The following is a 16,263-nucleotide window of genomic DNA, read 5'->3' on the forward strand; positions in this document are numbered from 1 at the left end:
AAACTCTCATTATAAACGGTCCAGTTTTAAGGGAGCAGAGCATTGGAACATAAAATTCTTGAAGGTCGCCATCGATGTTAAACCAAAGTTGTTGCATGTTACCCTCTTAAGCGAGTGCGCTAAACCATCTTTACAATGCCTAGTCCAGACAGATTCGACTGTCAGCGCTACGCCATCCACACTTGTAAGCATACCTTTGCGCCAAGCTGCATTCGTCATTGGCGGCAGTCGTCAAGGGGCAGAATATCGACAGGACGGTCGAGCAACCGAGGAATATACAGGCCTTTGCCAATTTGGCTGTTGGCTTGCCTCCTTCGATATCCACAATGAATCTGACTTAGACGCCGGACGGGCCGGCCAGATTTTCCTGCCGCAGATTTTGCCCTTTGCGCGCGCTTCGGACCAGGGCTTCAATATCAACTGATGTTCTGACTTGTTTTGGCATCATGATCTTCTCGCCCGGAAACCTATCGACGGGATCAGGCTCTTGTCGAGCACAAATTTCTCGATCAGGAAATTCATTCGAACGTTGATTGCAAGACAAGGTTCGGCTGATGGGGAATGTGCTGCCCGCTGATTGGGAACGATCACAATGCTTGCGCTTTATGAAGCCTGTACACTCCCCATAAACAATCGGATTTCGGTCCAATTTTCCTCGGTATGCTGGATGCCGGTGCGACACAACCGCGTCAATGAGCGCGGGAGGTTTCGACCCCGTCAGCAGCAGCATCTTACCGGTCTTCATTTCCAGGATTTGATCTGCTGTCATTAGCTTTTGGCGCTGCTCGGCGGTAGAGGTTTTGCGGCTTTCACCGAACTTCGCGGCCGAATGTTTGGTGCGGGTTAGTACTGTTTGGTCGCCAAGGGCCTTGGCGGCCCAATTGGCGGTCTCGAATTCGGCGCGGCCTAGACCGAAAATACGGGTTGTGACGCAGGAGCCGAGAATGCTGGCGGTGTCGCCCTTGCCGTAGACGCTTTCGATCTGGCCCTTGTCCTGGGTTATGAACAACGCCTCGATGCCGCAGCCGGCGGCGACGTTGGCGATGTTGATCAGCTTTTCCATGCGACCGAGACGAACAAACTCGTCCAAAACCAGCAGCACGTTCCTTTTCGGCTTCCTGGCACCCTCTAGGCGTACTGCCATACCGAGAATGATGTTCGTCAGCAGCCGGAGAAAGACAGCTTGAGCGTCAACCTGATCGAGCGGCACGACCATAAAGAGATCAGCGCGGCCTTCGAACAGGTTTTCGAGCGAGCATGTAGAGGCGCTGAGGAAGCCGCGCATTTCATCGGAGCGCGCCCAATCGAAGGCCTTCTTGATGGTCGTCTTGATTGCGCCGCGCTCGTTCTCGCCGGCCTCGAGGAAAGTCGCAGCGGCGGCGGCCGGGCGTGTGCCAAAGGTTTTCGGTGCAGCGGCCCATTCCGTCAGCGTCTTTTCAAAGCCGGCGGAAAACAACAAGTCCATGACCGTGATCAGGTTGCGATCGGCCTCGACACGTCTGGTCATCACGACCTCGATCACGGCGGCAATCATGGATTTCGCCATTTCGGCGAAGTGCGCGCCGTTTCCGCCTTCCGGTCGCACAAGCCCTTCGGCAATGACCTCGATATCGCGGACGAGGTGCGCTTGCCGGATATAGTCGAGCGGATTGAACTGGTCCTTCGACGGCTCGATGACGCCGAAGGGATTGAGAACCACCACCTGACGGCCGAGCGATCGGCGATAGCGGCGGGTTACGGCGAAGTTTTCGCCCTTGATGTCGAGGACCGCGACCGGCCCGTCATGGTCGATGATGGCGGGAATGACGACGGACACGCCTTTTCCGGCGCGGGTGCCGGCGATGGCGACATGATGGCCAGCGCGCCATCCGGTCTTCGTGTTGGGTCGGTAGCGCAGCATTGCCCTGCCGGAAAGACCGAGTGGCAAGCCTGTATCGTTGTGCCGGAGCTGGCGCAGTTCGCTCCGGTTCATCCACCGGGCACGCCATGGGCCTTGTTTGGAAATGCGGCTGGATGATGCCGGGGCGGCTATCGAAATTGCCCGCAGAACGAGGAATAGCGGCACAGGCAGGCCGATGGCGAGGCTGGTTTGCACGCCAAGCTTTTGCGCCTCGGTGAAGCGATCCCATGTCGAAATCATGCCTCGGATGCTCTCGATTCCGGAATAGCCGGCATTGCGCCAACTCTTGAAGCTGTCGAGCAGGACGCCTGCCGCAATGGTCGGGTCGGTAAGGGCGAGAGCAGACGCGGCAAGGAGGGCAGCCCCCACAGCTAAGCCCGACGCGCTGCGGATGCGGCCCTGGGTGTCTCCCACCAATGCCAGCAGCGCAAACCCGAGAAACATGACCAAGATCGCGGCGCGCGCGTTCTGGTAGATGGGTGGCCAGAACAAAGGTGCGGTTTCCATCAGCAGGAAACCGCCTGCCACAACGGCGACGGCAAGGGCATAGCGATGGGGCTGAATGATGAAATTCATGGATAGAAACTCCCGACGGAAATGAGGATCAGTTGCGGCCGCGATTTGGCGCAGGCAGTCGTGCTGTCACGTCTGTGGCTCGACCGCCTACAGCATCGCTTCGGCTTGCTCCAGCAGGGCGAACGCTTCCGCCAGCTCGGTCGAGGCCGTGCCGCTGGAATGATTGCCGGAGGCGAGCCAGGCGTTCATGAACGTAGCCTGTGACGCGATGAGCGATTTCAGCGATCCTTCCAAAGCCGCTTGCCGATTTTCGATCATGTCGGTCGAGCGTTTCTCCAGCGCCTCGAACTGCACGGTTCCGCTCTGCAAGGCGTTCATCAACGTCTCGACGTAACCCAGCAATTCGCGCTCCAGCGGCGACAGGCTCTCGGGCGTCGGTGGTCTGGTGGTTTCGGTCATCGATTAATTTCCCTGGACGATCTTCAGGCATGGCGTTTTGTCGGTCCCGGCCTGGCAGGTGATCAGCTGAAGGCGGTTGACGTCCCAGGTCAGGACTTTGCCGCTGCTGGTCTGGTTGACCTGCAATCCCATCTGCCAGAGGCTGGCGCTCTGGGCGCGGTCGATCATTAGCCCCGCCCAAAACCAGCTCGCGGTGAAGCTCAGGAGGACGATCAGCAAGGCCACCGCGCTCATGGTCAGAAAGAACGGCTGCACCATCGACCGGAGCCGGTTCACGTCCGCCTCGGTCATCGCCAGTGCCTCGCTCAAGTGCCAGCGGTTCGCGTCCGCGAAGCTGCGGATATCGGTCTCGATTGTAGCTTGCGCGCGCTTCAAGGCTTCGGTCCAATCGGTCTCGAAGCTCGTCGAGGGCGATCGCGTCGAGCCGGCTTCCGGAGCGGCTGGGCTCGCCAACCGATCTTTCAAGCGCTCGCTCAAGGGTATTCTCTCGGGTCCAGTCTTCACGGAACAGGTCTCCTTTCAAACGCCAGCGCTCGTCCGTCTCCGGATCGCGCACGGTGATGTAGTTTTTGCTGGCGCGCGGCAGGTCGAAACCTGCCGCCGTCAAAGCCTCGGTCATGCTCTGGCGGTCATGGATTTGGTCGGTCTCGATGCGCTGGACGATCCAGTCATGGATCAGCTCGCGGGCATCGCCGCGCCTGACGCTCTCGATGAGGCTGACGGTCTCGCGGGCGCGCTCCAGCGCCATCGGATCGTTCCAGCCGTGTTCCTTGTTCAGAACATCGCGCAGGGCGTCGTAGTGCTTCTGGTAGCCAGGCGGCGCGATGTTGAGGCTGCGCCCGCTCACAAGCTCCATGCGCGGCGTTACGAAATGCAGCTCGACGCGGCCCTCATGGGTGTGGCGGACCCAAAGCATATCGCGCTGATCGGATTCGAGGCCGGCAAAGGCAAGGCTCTCGAAGGCGTCCATCACCTGCCGTTGCTGGGCATGGCTCGGCGCGTCTTCAGCCGTGAAGGCGATGACGCCGGCGCGATAGGTCCACTGGTGCGGGCAGGCGTCGATCAGCGCGAGCATGCGGTCTGCATCGCCGCACAGCACTTCCGGCAGGGGCTCGCGGGCAAATAGCATGATCTGGCCACGCTCGTCGCGGATCGCGTTGCGGTTCTGGTCGTAAGCGACGACGTCGCGCTCGACCAGGTAGTCAACCGGTCCCGATCCGCCGCCCTGACCGTTGCGGAAGAACTTGATCAGCACGGCGCACCATCCTTGGCCGTGAACTGCTCAAGTGTTTCCGAAAGCGCCCGCTCGATTGCAACCAGGCGGGCGGCAACCGTGATTGCTTCTATGGCAGATAGCTGGCCCTGAACCTGGGCCGTGTTCAGCCATCGGGCGGTCTGGTTGAGGTTGCCGCCGATCCGGGCGACCGCGCGCACCAGATCTGGGTCCACCTTGGGAACCGGACGGCGACGGCGCGCCTCGGTGAGGCCGAGCGCTTCCCGCATCAGCGTGGCGAAGGGCAGACCGGCCCGTGCCGCGCGTGCGGTCAGCGCCTGCTTTTCCGATACCGTGCAGCGGAAAACCACGACGGCATTGAGTTCGCCCTTGGGCGATCGCCGGGTTATCTTGGTGGGGTTTGAAGGGGAGGCTTGCCTCCCCTCACAAGGCTCCCTGTCGGACGGCTCGCCGTATGACAGGGGTCGCCTTGCTCCCTTCAGATCGCCGGCCGTCATGACGCCCTCCGAAAGTCGGTTTCCCGGGCGGCTTCTTGGGCGATGTGGTCACCGCGTCGGCTGAAGTAGGTGACCCAGTCGAGTGTGCTCGGACTGGTTTCATCCGGTGGCCAGTAGCCCGGCAAGGCATAACCCGGCTTGCCGGTTTTTACCGTTCGAAGGCCTAAGGCGTCGATCGAGGGAAAGCCGTGATCGCGCAACCAGGAGCGCCACTGATCGACCTGATCCGCCTTCGTCTCGGCCACGAAGACGAGCGGGACGGCTCGCCGCGTCTCGACGCGCGGCGGGGCGTCCTCGCGCGGGTTAGGTTTATTTATTTTTTCTTTCTCTAAGTTTGGTGGACATATTTGTCCCCCTTCGCCGGACACATCTGACCGCCTTTCCGGACGATTTTGACCCCTTTTGTCAGGGTAAAGGGTGACAACTTTGTCCGTCTTTTCGCGGGCGTCCGATGCGCGTAAAATCGATGCCGCTGAGGGACGATATTCCGTGTTGTGCCCGACGCCATTTCCGCGCTGGACCTCGAACCATCCCTTGACCTCAAGTTCACGGACGGCACGCTGAATGGTCTTGACGCTTTTGCCGGTCGCGTCGGCAATCGTTTGATAGGACGGCCACGCCTTTTCGGTGTGGCCGTTCAAATGCGTGGTGACGATATAGAGCGCCACGGACCGCGCGCTGTCGCTCAAATCCTTGTCGCAGCTCAACTGCTGAAGCCATTGCAGCTTCACGTCTCGAAATGGCCGCACCCCGCTCATGTGCGCCTCCCAGGCCGCAATACGACCGGGAAAGAAGGGGCGGAAACGGCCGGAAAAAGTGGGACGGCGGCTTTACTAAGCCATTGATTTTTATAAAATGGGGTCTTCGTCCCACACAGGGTTAAGCTGCTAATTTTCTTGGAATTCGGCAGGCCCTCCGGGCCCACCATTTTCTCCCTCAGTAATTTATTTGGCTTATCTTTGGCGAGTTCGCCGTTCTGTGCGTTCGTTTGCAACTCTAAACGAGACTCAGCCGAACCATGTCCAGTTGGTGCAAGTAAAGCGGCTATTCAAGTTGATATTTACAGCAATTAGTTTTTGCATATGATGAGCATATTCAAGCTCTTTTAAAGAGTATTATGCTGGACTGATACGGATGCCGAATAATCGTTTTCGCTGATCCCGCAGATTCGTATGAGAAGCACTGATTTCGTTGAAACAGACAGATGAAACATCCGTTCTGATTAGCAAAGTGGCTTTGGGTGACAAAGACGCTTTCGCCTCACTTTATAAGGATACTAGCCCGAAACTATTCGCGATTTGCCTTCGTATATTGAAAGACAGATCGGAGGCAGAGGAAGCCCTTCAAGACGTCTATATCAAGATTTGGAAACGTTCGAGTACGTTTGGGATTGGTGAAAGCGTGGCTTCAGCTTGGTTGGCAACTATCGCCCGCAATCATTCAATAGATGTCATTCGAGCAAGAAAACCTGTTACGGAGGATCTTGACGAAGTTCATGATCTGGCTGACGACGTCAATCCAAGCCCCGAGAAGGAGGTGTTGGCAAGAGACGAAGGACGCCGGATAGATGATTGCATGCGAGAGCTCGATCAAGTTCATGCGAAAGCGGTTCGGCAAGCTTATGTGGAAGGTCTCAGCTATCTTGAGCTCGCCCAGGAATTACAAGTGCCTTTGAATACTGTACGCACTTGGTTGCGACGCAGTCTATTGAAACTGAGAGAGTGCATGCAGCGATGACATCAAGCGAGCAAAATCATGGCAAACGCGGTCAGGATGACGTGCTGGCTGGTGAATACGTGCTCGGCGTTTTGTCAAATGAGAAGCGTCGCCAAGTAGAGCAAAGGATGCTTCATGACAAGGAATTCGCGTTACTAGTTGAGCGATGGCAGATCAGTTTCTCGCGTTTCAATGACGACTATCAAGAATTGCCAGTGAATGAAAATATATTCGGAGAGATAGAGAAGCGATTGTTTGGATCGACACAGGATGCAGGGCATACTGTGTCGTTATGGAGTTCTGTTACCTTCTGGCGATGGGTTTCTTTGGCAACAACAATCGCTGCCGGTGTAGCGATTATCTTCGCTTTCGGCGGTAATCTAACATCTAAGAACAGCGGTCCTCTGGTTGCCGAACTGTCAGCAACAGACGTACGTGTGAATTTGCTCGCTTCCTATGATCCGGCCAGCGGATATCTTCAAGTCATCCCTGTTGCAGCTGGAGCCTCCGGCGAGAAATCGCTTGAACTTTGGTTGGTACTGCAAAAAGGCAACCCCGTTTCGCTGGGTATCTTTAAGCCAGGCAAACAAGGGGAACTTACCATTCCGCTTGAACTACGCGACGATATTACAGCGGGTACGACACTCGCCGTCAGTCTTGAACCATTTGGCGGGTCTCCAACCGGGGTACCATCTGGCCCAATCGTGGCTAGTGGTATTGTGCGCCCATTGTAAAGTGCCGCAAGTTTGGCTTGGCTCCTGAAACTTTTCTCTTTCTAATCTCGTCTTCCTCATTGGCTACCTTTTCAGGAGCTTCTGGGCAGGTGTTATCTCCCAGAATTGTTTGCTTTAGGAGGAGACAGACTATGAACCCCTTTACGTTCCGTGCACTTTCGGCAGCAACTGTAATGCTGGTTGCTGCCACATCTGCTTATGCCGAAAACCCCAATGTCGGCGGCTCGCCAATGTATGCGAACAAAAACATAGTTGAAAATGCGATGAACTCCAAAGACCACACTACACTGGTTGCAGCAGTAAAGGCCGCAGACCTTGTGGAAACGCTGAAAGGTAAGGGGCCATTTACAGTGTTTGCACCAACAAACGAAGCGTTTGCCGCACTTCCAAAAGGCACTGTTGATGATCTGCTTAAGCCTGAAAACAAGGCAAAGCTAACCAAGGTTTTGACTTGCCACGTCGTTGCAGCGGACGCGATGTCAAAGAACATCAAGAAGATGATTGCCGATGACAACGGCTCGCATGATGTGAAGACAGTCGGTGGTTGTATTCTCAAGGCAAAGGAAAGCGGCGCTAAGATTACGTTAACCGACGAGAATGGCAATGTTGCGAACGTAACCATTGCTGATGTGAAGCAGTCAAATGGCGTTATTCATGTAATTGATAAGGTCTTGCTGCCAAAGATGTAATCAACGCGTAACATTGAGATATGCCGATCTACATATATACGTGGTCGGCATGTCTTCATGGACTTTTTTGAACTTAACTGTATTCGCAACTGTCGGGTGCCGCGTTATCCTGTGCAATGCAGGCAAAAACGGCAATGTGGTACCAGACCAAATATTTCGGGAGGTCCAAGGCGGCTTCTTGGGGGGTGCGATGTCTCCTTCAATCAATTTTGTCGCGATGCGCAATATTTCCATTGGAGCTGTTACCTTGTGCGGTATCCGGTCTGTTCCAACAGACCGGTGTTTTTGGTTTCCATCGCAAACTTTCAACAAATTTTAGCAGTTCGTTAAGAAAATAGTAACGCAATGAAACAATTTTTTAAGTGACGTGAACTGGCGACAAAATGGAGGTTTTGGGCGATGAGAAAAAATGCAACCACCGTTGCGCTGGCATTGGCAGGGTTGGTGGCGAGCTCTCTCGCGGCTTCAGCGAAGACGAGTTATTTGGGTGAATTCCGCGATTGGGGCGTTTACCAGAACACCGAGCTTGCGGGTAACAAATGCTATGCTTTGACTGTACCGATCAATTTTCAGCCGACCGGCGTGCAGCACGGTGATAATTTCGTGATTATTTCCAAGGCGGATGGCCAGTATAGCCCTCAATTGGTGATGGGATATCAGCTGAAAGCCAACAGTTCGGTCAATGTGATGGTGGATGGCGCGCGCTTTCCGTTCTTCAGCGAGGGCAATCGCGCCTGGGCGGAAAATGTTGCCGATGAAGCGAAGCTGATGCGGGCAATGCGCGCGGGCAAAACGCTCAATGTGCAGGCAACATCGGCACGCGGTACGCAGACCCGCTATACCTTCTCCCTGATGGGGCTTTCCGCCTCTCTGCAGCGCGTGGATGGCTGCCGGTGATAATTGAAAAAGCCCTGCCAATGGGCAGGGCTTTCTCTTGAAGGATGCGGCTTTATGAAAGCCAGGTCTGGCGATTGTACCAATCATCCATTTCAGAACGCACGCGGTCTTTTTCTATGCCGTAGCGTTCCTGGATTTTGCCTTCCAACTGCTCGCGCCGGCCATTGATCTGGTCGAGATCGTCATCGGTGAGTTTACCCCACTGTTCCTTGATCTTGCCCTTGGCCTGTTTCCAGTTTCCTTCAACGCGATTCCAGTCCATTGGTTGGTCCTCCGTTCTGGGTTGGTTATGGATAACTAACGCAACGGAGCGTGATTGGTTCAGCAAAAAACTGTAGAACCAGCTCAAAGACCGAGGAACTTGAAGGGCTCGCTTTCCTTGAAACTGTCGTTGACGACGCCATTGAACGTGTTGGTCTGATTGACGCCGAGGTCGAGTTTCTTGACCTTGCCGGTTTCTGGCGAAAAGTCGATTTCCTTGAGATCAACCCAGAAGACATTGGGTGTCAAAGCCGATTCGAAGAAATACAGCATGCGCTTCTGGTCGGCCACCGTCCGCCAGCGTGTCGAGGAAATGTTCGGCTGGTCAGGTGTTGTCAGGCCGAAAGGCACCGAGGTGTTCCGGATGACGCTGAAAACACTGGCAATCGACTCAACAGGGTCGTCGGTTTTCGGGACGGCGTTTACATAGAACGATGCGCGCGCAAAACGGTCGGCGGCGCGATTGGTGCCCGGCAGCATGACAGTGCCGCCGATCTGGGTCCAATAGGAGTTGAGCGCAAGCTGCTCGTCGAATGTCGGCGAATTGGTCATCACCTGATATTGCTTGCCGTGATGGATCACCTGCTTGCCGTTGATATATTCGATGACCGCGCTGTCGCCGCTGGAATCGGATATGGCCAGATGCAACGTGGCCAGTCTGTCTTCACCGGGGACCTTGTCCGTCACGATGGTGAAAGGCTCTGCGCGCAGAGTTTTGACCGCCTCGTCGACTGTGGCAAAGTTATCAAGCACATATTGCGCCCAAGCCGCGATGCTGAGGCCCGGTGTGGTGCCGTCATATTTCGGATATTCCGATTCAACCAGCCACAATGCGCCAACGGAAAGTCCTGCTTCGTTCAGTCCATCTGTCGTGGAAATGTCGTAACCGGAGGCGATCACACTGCCATATTTGGATGTCCACTGAAGCGAGTTCTTGCCGGCCTCGCCGGAACGTTTCATGCCGCGTGGAAAGACCCAGAGATTGGTTGCAACATCCACTTTCCAATCCATGGATCGGGCGGTCATCACCTGATCGTTGGCCCCGTGATACACGAAACGTGTGCAGGCTTCGGCAATCGGTGCGGCAAGCATGCTGCCTGCAACGAGCGCTGTAGTGCAGATGCTGGAAAAAGACCGCTTCAAAATCGGCATGGATCGTCCCCTCTGTGATGCCCGGTAATCTCTAGGGCAGGATGCCCGTTCGCTATTGAGTGAATGCCCTTCGCAGGGCGATATAAGGCAGTGATTGTAAGTGGAAAGACGGGCGGACGGGTTTTAACGCTCGCCCATATAACCGCGCTGCTTCCATTGCTGCAGTGGCATGATGTCTGGCGGTCCGCCGCCTGCCTCATACCATGAATCGACGGCCCATTTCTGGCCCTGCTTGTCTTCGACAACTGCCGTCCAGTGCGGATATCGTCCATCGAAGAAAGCGCCGCGGGACGTGCGTCGCGCGACAGTGTGGTGCTTCAGCCAGCCGCGTGATTGCAGGTAGCGCAGGAAGTTATCGGTATTGGTCGATTCATCGATGCAATCCATCTGGCCCTTGATGCGGGCCTTGCCGAATTGCATTCTCGGCTTGTCCCGGACGCCAATCGCTGCGGTGCCGCGCTGTTCGAAGATAGCAACTGCCGTTCGCAGTGCTTTCCGTTCGCCATCTGCGCTGCGACTGCCATTTTGCAGAAGGTTCCGGATACGCTGTTGGTCCTTCGCGGTCAGCGTAACTTTGGTCCGGTAATGGCATTCATAACCGTGGCAGACGCTGAAGGTTTGTGCAGAAGCCATTCCGACCGGGAAGGCCAAGCCTATGAGGGCGCCAGCGCCCAGCAGTTTCATCAAATCGCTGCTCCGCGTTCGATTGAGAAGATTTCCCTGCAATTTCAGCAGGATAAAATAAATCGAATCTTCAGCTATCTTAACCGTGCTTGTGGCTGGTGAAAAGCAGGGACGGTTCAAGGCGTTCCAGCCCCTGATAGGGATTGGCGTGGATTGCGAGAATCCAGAGGCAGAATGAGGCTGTCAGCGAATAAATGACGAGCGCCTTTACACCAGCTCGCACACGGTCCGCATGGGTCGCTGCAATGGTTATCGCCGTGAGGAATGTAAGAGAAAGCACGAGATACCATTTGTAATAGTCGATTGAGGTTGATCCGACAGCCAGACGGGTATTGCGCGCGTCCTGCAATTCATCGAAATCGTTGATGAGTTGGGAGATAACGGGTGACGGCACGTCGGCGCGTGCCAGATTGATGATCTCGCGCCGGATACTCTGCAACGCCGTTTCAACGGAAGCTGCTGGCTCGACATTGATCTTTTCGCGCCATTCGTCATCGATTACGGCAAGGCGATAGCCGGTGAGGGCGGCAGTAAGTTCAGGCGCATTCAATATCTCGGCCCTGGACGTTCCGATCAGACGGGAAATGGCCGAGCGTTCTTCACTGATCGCCTGATCTGCCCGGGAATTGACGCTCCAGATATCAGCGGCAACAAAACCGAGCGACAAGGCCCAGGCCGTCGCAATGGTGCTGATGAAAGCACCGATCGGAATGGACAGAACGTCGCTGGCTGCATGTTTGGACAGCATGTCGAGCGCGAAACGTCCAACCGCATAGAACACAATTCCAAGTACGGCGAAGGCCGTAAAAGAAAGATAGATCGGCAGCTCGAAGATATAGGTCATTCATTCCCCCACATTATTCCCCGCTTATTATTACCGGAAGTCGTTGAATTTTACTTAGAGCTGATCAAGGGGAGAGAATAGCAAAAAACCCGCCGGTTTTGCCGGCGGGTCAAACAACAGAAACTAATTTGTTGTGAACTAGAACGAGACGGAGAAACCAACGACTGGCCCATGCTGGGTCACGTCATACTTGAAATTCTCAACCGTATCGTTGTCCTTGTAGTCCTGATAAAGCGCCCGGTAGCCGACACGGAATGTCGTGGGAATATCGAAAACCATTGTTCGATATCCAAGATAGATTTGGCCATTGGCGCTGAGTTTGGTTCCAGCTCCGAAACCACCAATGTCGGCTTCTGCAAAAATGTTCCACCGGTCGTTGATGTCGTAGAAGACACGCGCGCCTACGAAAGGATCAGTCCATTCTACCTTGCGCGATCCGCTGTAAGGGCCAACTTCAAGTCCGGCCTCCAGTCTTGTCCAGCGAACACCCACGGTTGGTTCAATCGCGAAAATCCGCTGGTTTCCGAAGAGCGTCGTTCCCTCGAGCTGCTGTTCATAGACGCGATAATAAGCACCAGCTGCCAAGGTGGTTGTCTTGATATCGAGGGCGAGTTCGTTGTCGCGGAGGTTTTCATCCTGACTGGTCTTGACGTACTGACCGTCGATGAAAAAACCAACTGTGCCGTTGCTGATATCGACATTGCCCATGAAAGTCATATCGAGATTATCGAAAATCTCGCGAAAGGGGACGTTAACATCGGTGCTGCGGCCCAGCAGACCAGCGGTGCCGTTCAGCGATGCACCCCAGACATATGGGCTGAAAATCACGCGCCAGCGCTGCTGGTCCTGAATTTCTGGTTGTGGTGTCACGGCATCTGCCGCGAACGATGTCGCTGACATACCTATTAAAACAGCTGATGCTAATATAATACTTCTGGAAAATTTTAACAGTAAATTCCCGTTCTGGTTACGCGATCTTCCGTCTTTCACCGAAAAAACCCCCTGGATTATGTCTTAGCAATTTCAATAATACATCAGATTTAAATCTTTCTCCATATATATGTTAATCATTCAGGGAAATAAACTGAAAATTGATACTTATATTAAGGTTTGTTCTGTTGACTTTCATCAGGTGCAACCATTTATTCGGAATGGGAGCGGCGCCTCTTTTCTCATTGAGGTGAGGCGAGGAAGTTATTTTGGCAATTCTTAATATGACAAATCGTGGAGTAACGAGGTCATCATGAAAACGAAACAATCTATCTGGAAGTCGTCTCGCCGGATGTTTGCGCGGGGCGCTGCAACCGCTCTCATCGCTGCAGCTCTGGTCGTTCCTCAGGCAGCTTTCGCCTGCACCAGCTTCGTTCTCCCGACGAGCGACGGTGGTATGGTCTATGCGCGCACGATGGAATTCGGGTTCGAACTCAAGTCCGATATGATTGTCGTTCCGCGAAACTATGCTTTCACGGCGACCGCCGCCGATGCGAAACCCGGCAAGCAATGGAAGAGCAAATATGCCGTGATCGGCATGAATGCATTCGGCATTCCGGCTCTCACGGATGGCATGAATGAGAAGGGACTTGCGGGCGGCATCCTCTATTTCCCGGATTACGCCAAGTTCCAGGATCCTTCCACGGCCAAGGCGGAAGACAGCCTTGCTCCTTGGGATGTTCTGAGCTGGGCCCTGACCAATTTCTCCACCGTGGCGGAAGTGAAGGCAGCTCTTGGCAGCATTGCCGTCATTGATGTCAAGCAACCCAATATGGGTTTCGCACCACCGGTGCATTATACACTGCACGATGCGACGGGTGCATCGATTGTCATTGAACCCATCGATGGCAAGCTGAAGGTTTATGACAATCCGCTCGGAGTGATGACGAATTCGCCGTCCTTCGACTGGCACATGACCAATCTGCGCAATTATGTTCACCTGTCGCCGGACAATACCAAGCCGCTCAAGGTCAATGGCGCTACTTTCACGCCATTGGGTGAAGGATCGGGTATGCTGGGCGTGCCTGGAGACACGACGCCTCCATCAAGGTTTGTGCGCGCAACCGCTTTCGTTCTGTCGGCGGCAAAGGTGCCGAGCGGGCCGCAAAGCGTTCGTCTGGCCGAGCATATCGCCAACAACTTTGATATTCCCAAGGGCTGGATCGTGGACCCGGCAACGCCGCTCGAATACACGCAGTGGACGACCATTGCCGACATGAAGAACATGACTTACTACGTCAAGACCTATGACGATCAGGTTCTTCGCGGTGCTGCTTTCAAAGATTATAATCTTGAAGCCAAGGATCTGGTGACGATCAAGATGCAGGAGCGTCTGAATCCGCCAGCCCTGACTGACAAGTAAGTCTTTTCAGGAATTGAGAGTCTGGAGCGCCGATCTGATTGAACCGGGTCGGCGCTCCAACTATTTACGCGGTCGTTTTCAGGACGCGCTATCGAAAAGCCTGCGCTTGCTACGGCACCTCGTCGGAGGCAGTCGGGCCGCCCTCGTTCTCCAGATTGGCAATGCGTTTGGTCTCCGAACGATTGAATTTCAGGCGTACCCCGACACCGCCACCATTTTCGGGAATGAATTGCGCACCGGCTTTTTCCAGCGCATTGGCCAATGCCTGTATCTGTTCGCCTGTTGGCGTACCGAGCTTGCGCTCAAACTGCTCGATGGTCGCTGCTTCAATCCCCGATAGTTGGGCCAGACGGTCGCGTGAGAATTCCACAAGCGCTCTGGCTGCACGGCATTGAGGTCCGGTTATCATCATCTGTGTCTCCCCTTGCAGTCATGTATCGAAAGAAAATACTGGAAATGCGCTCTAAATGTTTGTTCTAACGCACATCTAATGATGGTCGGAGTTGCCGACCTTTTTCCCAGCGCCATTGATAATCGTTTCGAGCAGCCAGGGCTTGTGGTCGATTATTTCGGAAAGCTCCTGCAGACCTATTTGCGAACCGGCTTCCTTCAGCAGTGCGTCGGCCACCGAGGCTGATCCGTTCTTGCCTTCCTGCGCCAAACGATGCGCCCGCCGGATCAGAAGTTCCGGTTGTGAAAAACTGCTCTCGGCAAGTCTTTTTTCTATTCGGCGCTGTAGCTCTTCCGGAGCAATCATCTGTTGAATTCCCTTATTCCTGAAAGGCCCGCAACCGGCAGCGGTGCGCAGCCCACATTATAAATCTATGTTGTGATGAAGTTTTTGCCACGTGACAATTCGTACAAATCTGACGTTCCGGCAGATTTTACTATAAGGGCGAGTAGGTGGAGCTGTGAGGCTGTTCTACTTTAGTATCACGGAATAGTAACGAAATATTTCAGCACATCAAATCCGCAAATTGGCCAAATTATTGCCACGCTTTCTCTTGTTTGCATCTGGCAAGCTACTTACATAGCCGGTACGCCTTGGCGGGAAGAGCAGTGGTCAGGTAGCGCGCGCGACGGGAAGCGGATTTCGCTTCACGGCAGTGTGCTGTAGCGGCCAGTGTCTGTTTCCGTTTGATAAACAATAAGAATTCAATGGTTTGAAATGGCCACTCTTCGTTACTTTATTTGGCCCATGGTTTTTACCGTACTGGGTCTCGCTGGTGCCGTTTGGCTCGGTTTCGAAATGACCGGCACTTTTGGGGGAATGGTCTCCGTCTTCATCATCTGCGCAGTTTTGAGCGTTCTCGAAATATCGCTTTCTTTCGATAACGCTATCGTCAATGCGCGCATCCTGCGCGACATGACGCCGGAATGGCAACATCGCTTCCTGACTTGGGGCATTATCATTGCCGTTTTCGGCATGCGCATCATCTTCCCGCTTGCCATTGTCGCCGTTGCCATGTGGACCGATCCGATCTCTGCATTGAAACTCGCGATCTGGCAGCCGGATGAATATGCTCGCGTGATCTCGGAATCCCATACAGGTATTGCTGCCTTTGGCGGTACATTTCTGCTGATGGTCGGCATGAAGTACTTCTTTGATGTCGAGAAGGACGTGCACTGGATCAAGGCCATCGAAAGCCGTATGTCGAAGTTTGCTTCGGTGCAGGGGGTCGAGATCGGTGTGGCAATCGCTCTGATCATCTTCTTCTCGTACCAGCTTGATGCCGAACATTCGCACACCTTCCTGATCGCAGCCCTGTTCGGTCTCCTGACCTTCCTCGCTGTCGAAGGACTGGGCGAGGTTCTGGATGCGACGCAGGAGCAGATGGATATGGTCCATCGCGGTGGTCTCGGCGCCTTCATCTATCTTGAAGTGCTGGATGCCAGCTTCTCGTTCGACGGTGTTATCGGTGCGTTCGCGCTGACCACGAACCTGTTCATCATCGCTATCGGTCTCGGTATTGGTGCATTCTATGTGCGTTCGCTCACTATCATGCTTGTCGAGCGCAAGACGCTGGGTCAGTACCGTTACCTCGAACATGGTGCTTTCTATGCGATCCTGGTTCTGGCGGTCATCATGTATGTCCAGACGCTGGTACATATTCCGGAAGTCATTACCGGCCTTATCGGCGCGGCTTTGATCGGTCTCTCGTTTATGTCTTCGCTGCGCTACAACCGGCTCAATCCGAACTGGCAGGAAGAAGCCGAAGAGGTGACAGGGCACTAGTTGGCCTTGTATCCCTGGATTAGAAGGGCAGCTTCGGCTGCCCTTTTTGTTGGGTGCGCCGAGCATGGCGCGTGGTGCGCAAGCATCGCTC

At 54.6% G+C, this 16,263-nt stretch carries 19 protein-coding genes; 7 read left to right on the top strand and 12 right to left on the bottom strand.

Annotated features, from left to right (window positions below):
* Positions 1-337 precede the first annotated feature (337 nt).
* The 3 genes from CES86_RS00260 to CES86_RS27760 all read right to left on the bottom strand — a co-directional run bounded on the left by CES86_RS00260 (position 338) and on the right by CES86_RS27760 (position 3,352).
* Positions 338-2,476, bottom strand: a complete 2,139-nt coding sequence (locus CES86_RS00260; protein WP_235819846.1) for a type IV secretory system conjugative DNA transfer family protein — start codon at positions 2,474-2,476, stop codon at positions 338-340.
* An 87-nt stretch (positions 2,477-2,563) separates the two neighbouring features.
* Complete coding sequence (locus CES86_RS27755; protein ID WP_235819847.1) at positions 2,564-2,875, bottom strand: hypothetical protein; 312 nt, start codon at positions 2,873-2,875, stop codon at positions 2,564-2,566.
* Between the two features lie 3 nt (positions 2,876-2,878).
* Entirely contained in the window at positions 2,879-3,352 is a 474-nt protein-coding gene (locus tag CES86_RS27760; RefSeq protein WP_235819848.1) for a hypothetical protein, read from the bottom strand.
* 154 nt (positions 3,353-3,506) lie between these two features.
* On the opposite strand from CES86_RS27760, the gene CES86_RS28245 reads away from it, so the two are divergent.
* Positions 3,507-4,001: a hypothetical protein gene (locus CES86_RS28245; RefSeq protein ID WP_407922994.1), complete on the top strand. Its 495-nt coding sequence runs from the start codon at positions 3,507-3,509 to the stop codon at positions 3,999-4,001.
* 122 nt (positions 4,002-4,123) lie between these two features.
* Here CES86_RS28245 and CES86_RS27655 read toward each other — a convergent pair whose 3' ends face one another.
* Together CES86_RS27655 and CES86_RS00275 are read right to left on the bottom strand one after the other, a co-directional pair.
* Complete coding sequence (locus tag CES86_RS27655) at positions 4,124-4,606, bottom strand: MobC family plasmid mobilization relaxosome protein (RefSeq protein ID WP_208617809.1); 483 nt, start codon at positions 4,604-4,606, stop codon at positions 4,124-4,126.
* On the bottom strand, positions 4,603-5,364 hold the full coding sequence (locus tag CES86_RS00275; RefSeq protein ID WP_094513219.1) for a helix-turn-helix domain-containing protein: 762 nt from the start codon (positions 5,362-5,364) through the stop codon (positions 4,603-4,605). Before CES86_RS00275 ends, CES86_RS27655 begins: the two co-directional genes overlap by 4 nt.
* 433 nt (positions 5,365-5,797) lie before the next feature.
* On the opposite strand from CES86_RS00275, the gene CES86_RS00280 reads away from it, so the two are divergent.
* From CES86_RS00280 to CES86_RS00295, 4 genes are all read left to right on the top strand, one after another.
* Complete coding sequence (locus tag CES86_RS00280; RefSeq protein WP_010659680.1) at positions 5,798-6,343, top strand: sigma-70 family RNA polymerase sigma factor; 546 nt, start codon at positions 5,798-5,800, stop codon at positions 6,341-6,343.
* A complete protein-coding gene (locus CES86_RS00285) occupies positions 6,340-7,056 on the top strand; it encodes an anti-sigma factor (RefSeq protein WP_094513220.1) in 717 nt (238 codons plus the stop codon). The genes CES86_RS00280 and CES86_RS00285 overlap by 4 nt, the downstream gene beginning before the upstream one ends.
* Positions 7,057-7,187: 131 nt before the next feature.
* Positions 7,188-7,745: a fasciclin domain-containing protein gene (locus CES86_RS00290; RefSeq protein ID WP_094513222.1), complete on the top strand. Its 558-nt coding sequence runs from the start codon at positions 7,188-7,190 to the stop codon at positions 7,743-7,745.
* Positions 7,746-8,144: 399 nt separating this feature from the next.
* Entirely contained in the window at positions 8,145-8,642 is a 498-nt protein-coding gene (locus CES86_RS00295; protein ID WP_012091713.1) for an invasion associated locus B family protein, read from the top strand.
* Positions 8,643-8,694: 52 nt separating this feature from the next.
* Here CES86_RS00295 and CES86_RS00300 read toward each other — a convergent pair whose 3' ends face one another.
* The 5 genes from CES86_RS00300 to CES86_RS00320 form a co-directional block, all read right to left on the bottom strand.
* Positions 8,695-8,904, bottom strand: coding sequence for a CsbD family protein (locus tag CES86_RS00300; RefSeq protein WP_012091714.1), 210 nt, complete (start codon positions 8,902-8,904; stop codon positions 8,695-8,697).
* A gap of 83 nt (positions 8,905-8,987) precedes the next feature.
* Positions 8,988-10,055 carry a linear amide C-N hydrolase gene (locus CES86_RS00305; protein ID WP_010659684.1) on the bottom strand — a complete coding sequence of 356 codons (1,068 nt, stop codon included), beginning with the start codon at positions 10,053-10,055 and terminating at the stop codon, positions 8,988-8,990.
* Between the two features lie 123 nt (positions 10,056-10,178).
* On the bottom strand, positions 10,179-10,739 hold the full coding sequence (locus CES86_RS00310; protein ID WP_010659685.1) for a hypothetical protein: 561 nt from the start codon (positions 10,737-10,739) through the stop codon (positions 10,179-10,181).
* A 79-nt stretch (positions 10,740-10,818) separates the two neighbouring features.
* Complete coding sequence (locus CES86_RS00315; RefSeq protein ID WP_012091715.1) at positions 10,819-11,583, bottom strand: bestrophin-like domain; 765 nt, start codon at positions 11,581-11,583, stop codon at positions 10,819-10,821.
* Positions 11,584-11,721: 138 nt separating this feature from the next.
* Entirely contained in the window at positions 11,722-12,483 is a 762-nt protein-coding gene (locus CES86_RS00320) for a hypothetical protein (RefSeq protein ID WP_151662855.1), read from the bottom strand.
* Positions 12,484-12,826: 343 nt separating this feature from the next.
* Between CES86_RS00320 and CES86_RS00325 the strand changes: the two genes are divergently transcribed.
* Positions 12,827-13,936: a linear amide C-N hydrolase gene (locus CES86_RS00325; RefSeq protein ID WP_010659688.1), complete on the top strand. Its 1,110-nt coding sequence runs from the start codon at positions 12,827-12,829 to the stop codon at positions 13,934-13,936.
* Positions 13,937-14,045: 109 nt separating this feature from the next.
* Here CES86_RS00325 and CES86_RS00330 read toward each other — a convergent pair whose 3' ends face one another.
* Positions 14,046-14,348, bottom strand: coding sequence for a helix-turn-helix domain-containing protein (locus CES86_RS00330; protein WP_010659689.1), 303 nt, complete (start codon positions 14,346-14,348; stop codon positions 14,046-14,048).
* 75 nt (positions 14,349-14,423) lie between these two features.
* Entirely contained in the window at positions 14,424-14,693 is a 270-nt protein-coding gene (locus CES86_RS00335; RefSeq protein WP_010659690.1) for a hypothetical protein, read from the bottom strand.
* Positions 14,694-15,104: 411 nt separating this feature from the next.
* Here CES86_RS00335 and CES86_RS00340 point away from each other — a divergent pair, with 411 nt between their 5' ends.
* Positions 15,105-16,172 (top strand): DUF475 domain-containing protein, encoded by a 1,068-nt coding sequence (locus CES86_RS00340; RefSeq protein WP_012091719.1) that lies wholly within the window; start codon positions 15,105-15,107, stop codon positions 16,170-16,172.
* The last annotated feature ends 91 nt before the right edge of the window (positions 16,173-16,263 follow it).

Origin of the sequence: Brucella lupini, from assembly GCF_002252535.1 — a bacterium.
Lineage (GTDB): Bacteria > Pseudomonadota > Alphaproteobacteria > Rhizobiales > Rhizobiaceae > Brucella > Brucella anthropi.

Excerpts from the sequence above, each read along its gene's own strand:
- CES86_RS00290 (WP_094513222.1), top strand. The coding sequence starts at position 7,188 with ATGAACCCCTTTACGTTCCGTGCACTTTCGGCAGCAACTGTAATGCTG.
- CES86_RS00305 (WP_010659684.1), bottom strand. The coding sequence starts at position 10,055 with ATGCCGATTTTGAAGCGGTCTTTTTCCAGCATCTGCACTACAGCGCTC.
- CES86_RS00295 (WP_012091713.1), top strand. The coding sequence starts at position 8,145 with ATGAGAAAAAATGCAACCACCGTTGCGCTGGCATTGGCAGGGTTGGTG.
- CES86_RS00315 (WP_012091715.1), bottom strand. The coding sequence starts at position 11,583 with ATGACCTATATCTTCGAGCTGCCGATCTATCTTTCTTTTACGGCCTTC.
- CES86_RS00320 (WP_151662855.1), bottom strand. The coding sequence starts at position 12,483 with ATGTCAGCGACATCGTTCGCGGCAGATGCCGTGACACCACAACCAGAA.
- CES86_RS00260 (WP_235819846.1), bottom strand. The coding sequence starts at position 2,476 with ATGAATTTCATCATTCAGCCCCATCGCTATGCCCTTGCCGTCGCCGTT.
- CES86_RS00275 (WP_094513219.1), bottom strand. The coding sequence starts at position 5,364 with ATGAGCGGGGTGCGGCCATTTCGAGACGTGAAGCTGCAATGGCTTCAG.
- CES86_RS27655 (WP_208617809.1), bottom strand. The coding sequence starts at position 4,606 with ATGACGGCCGGCGATCTGAAGGGAGCAAGGCGACCCCTGTCATACGGC.
- CES86_RS28245 (WP_407922994.1), top strand. The coding sequence starts at position 3,507 with ATGGATTTGGTCGGTCTCGATGCGCTGGACGATCCAGTCATGGATCAG.
- CES86_RS27755 (WP_235819847.1), bottom strand. The coding sequence starts at position 2,875 with ATGACCGAAACCACCAGACCACCGACGCCCGAGAGCCTGTCGCCGCTG.
- CES86_RS00325 (WP_010659688.1), top strand. The coding sequence starts at position 12,827 with ATGAAAACGAAACAATCTATCTGGAAGTCGTCTCGCCGGATGTTTGCG.
- CES86_RS00285 (WP_094513220.1), top strand. The coding sequence starts at position 6,340 with ATGACATCAAGCGAGCAAAATCATGGCAAACGCGGTCAGGATGACGTG.
- CES86_RS00330 (WP_010659689.1), bottom strand. The coding sequence starts at position 14,348 with ATGATGATAACCGGACCTCAATGCCGTGCAGCCAGAGCGCTTGTGGAA.
- CES86_RS00310 (WP_010659685.1), bottom strand. The coding sequence starts at position 10,739 with ATGAAACTGCTGGGCGCTGGCGCCCTCATAGGCTTGGCCTTCCCGGTC.
- CES86_RS00300 (WP_012091714.1), bottom strand. The coding sequence starts at position 8,904 with ATGGACTGGAATCGCGTTGAAGGAAACTGGAAACAGGCCAAGGGCAAG.
- CES86_RS00340 (WP_012091719.1), top strand. The coding sequence starts at position 15,105 with ATGGCCACTCTTCGTTACTTTATTTGGCCCATGGTTTTTACCGTACTG.
- CES86_RS00335 (WP_010659690.1), bottom strand. The coding sequence starts at position 14,693 with ATGATTGCTCCGGAAGAGCTACAGCGCCGAATAGAAAAAAGACTTGCC.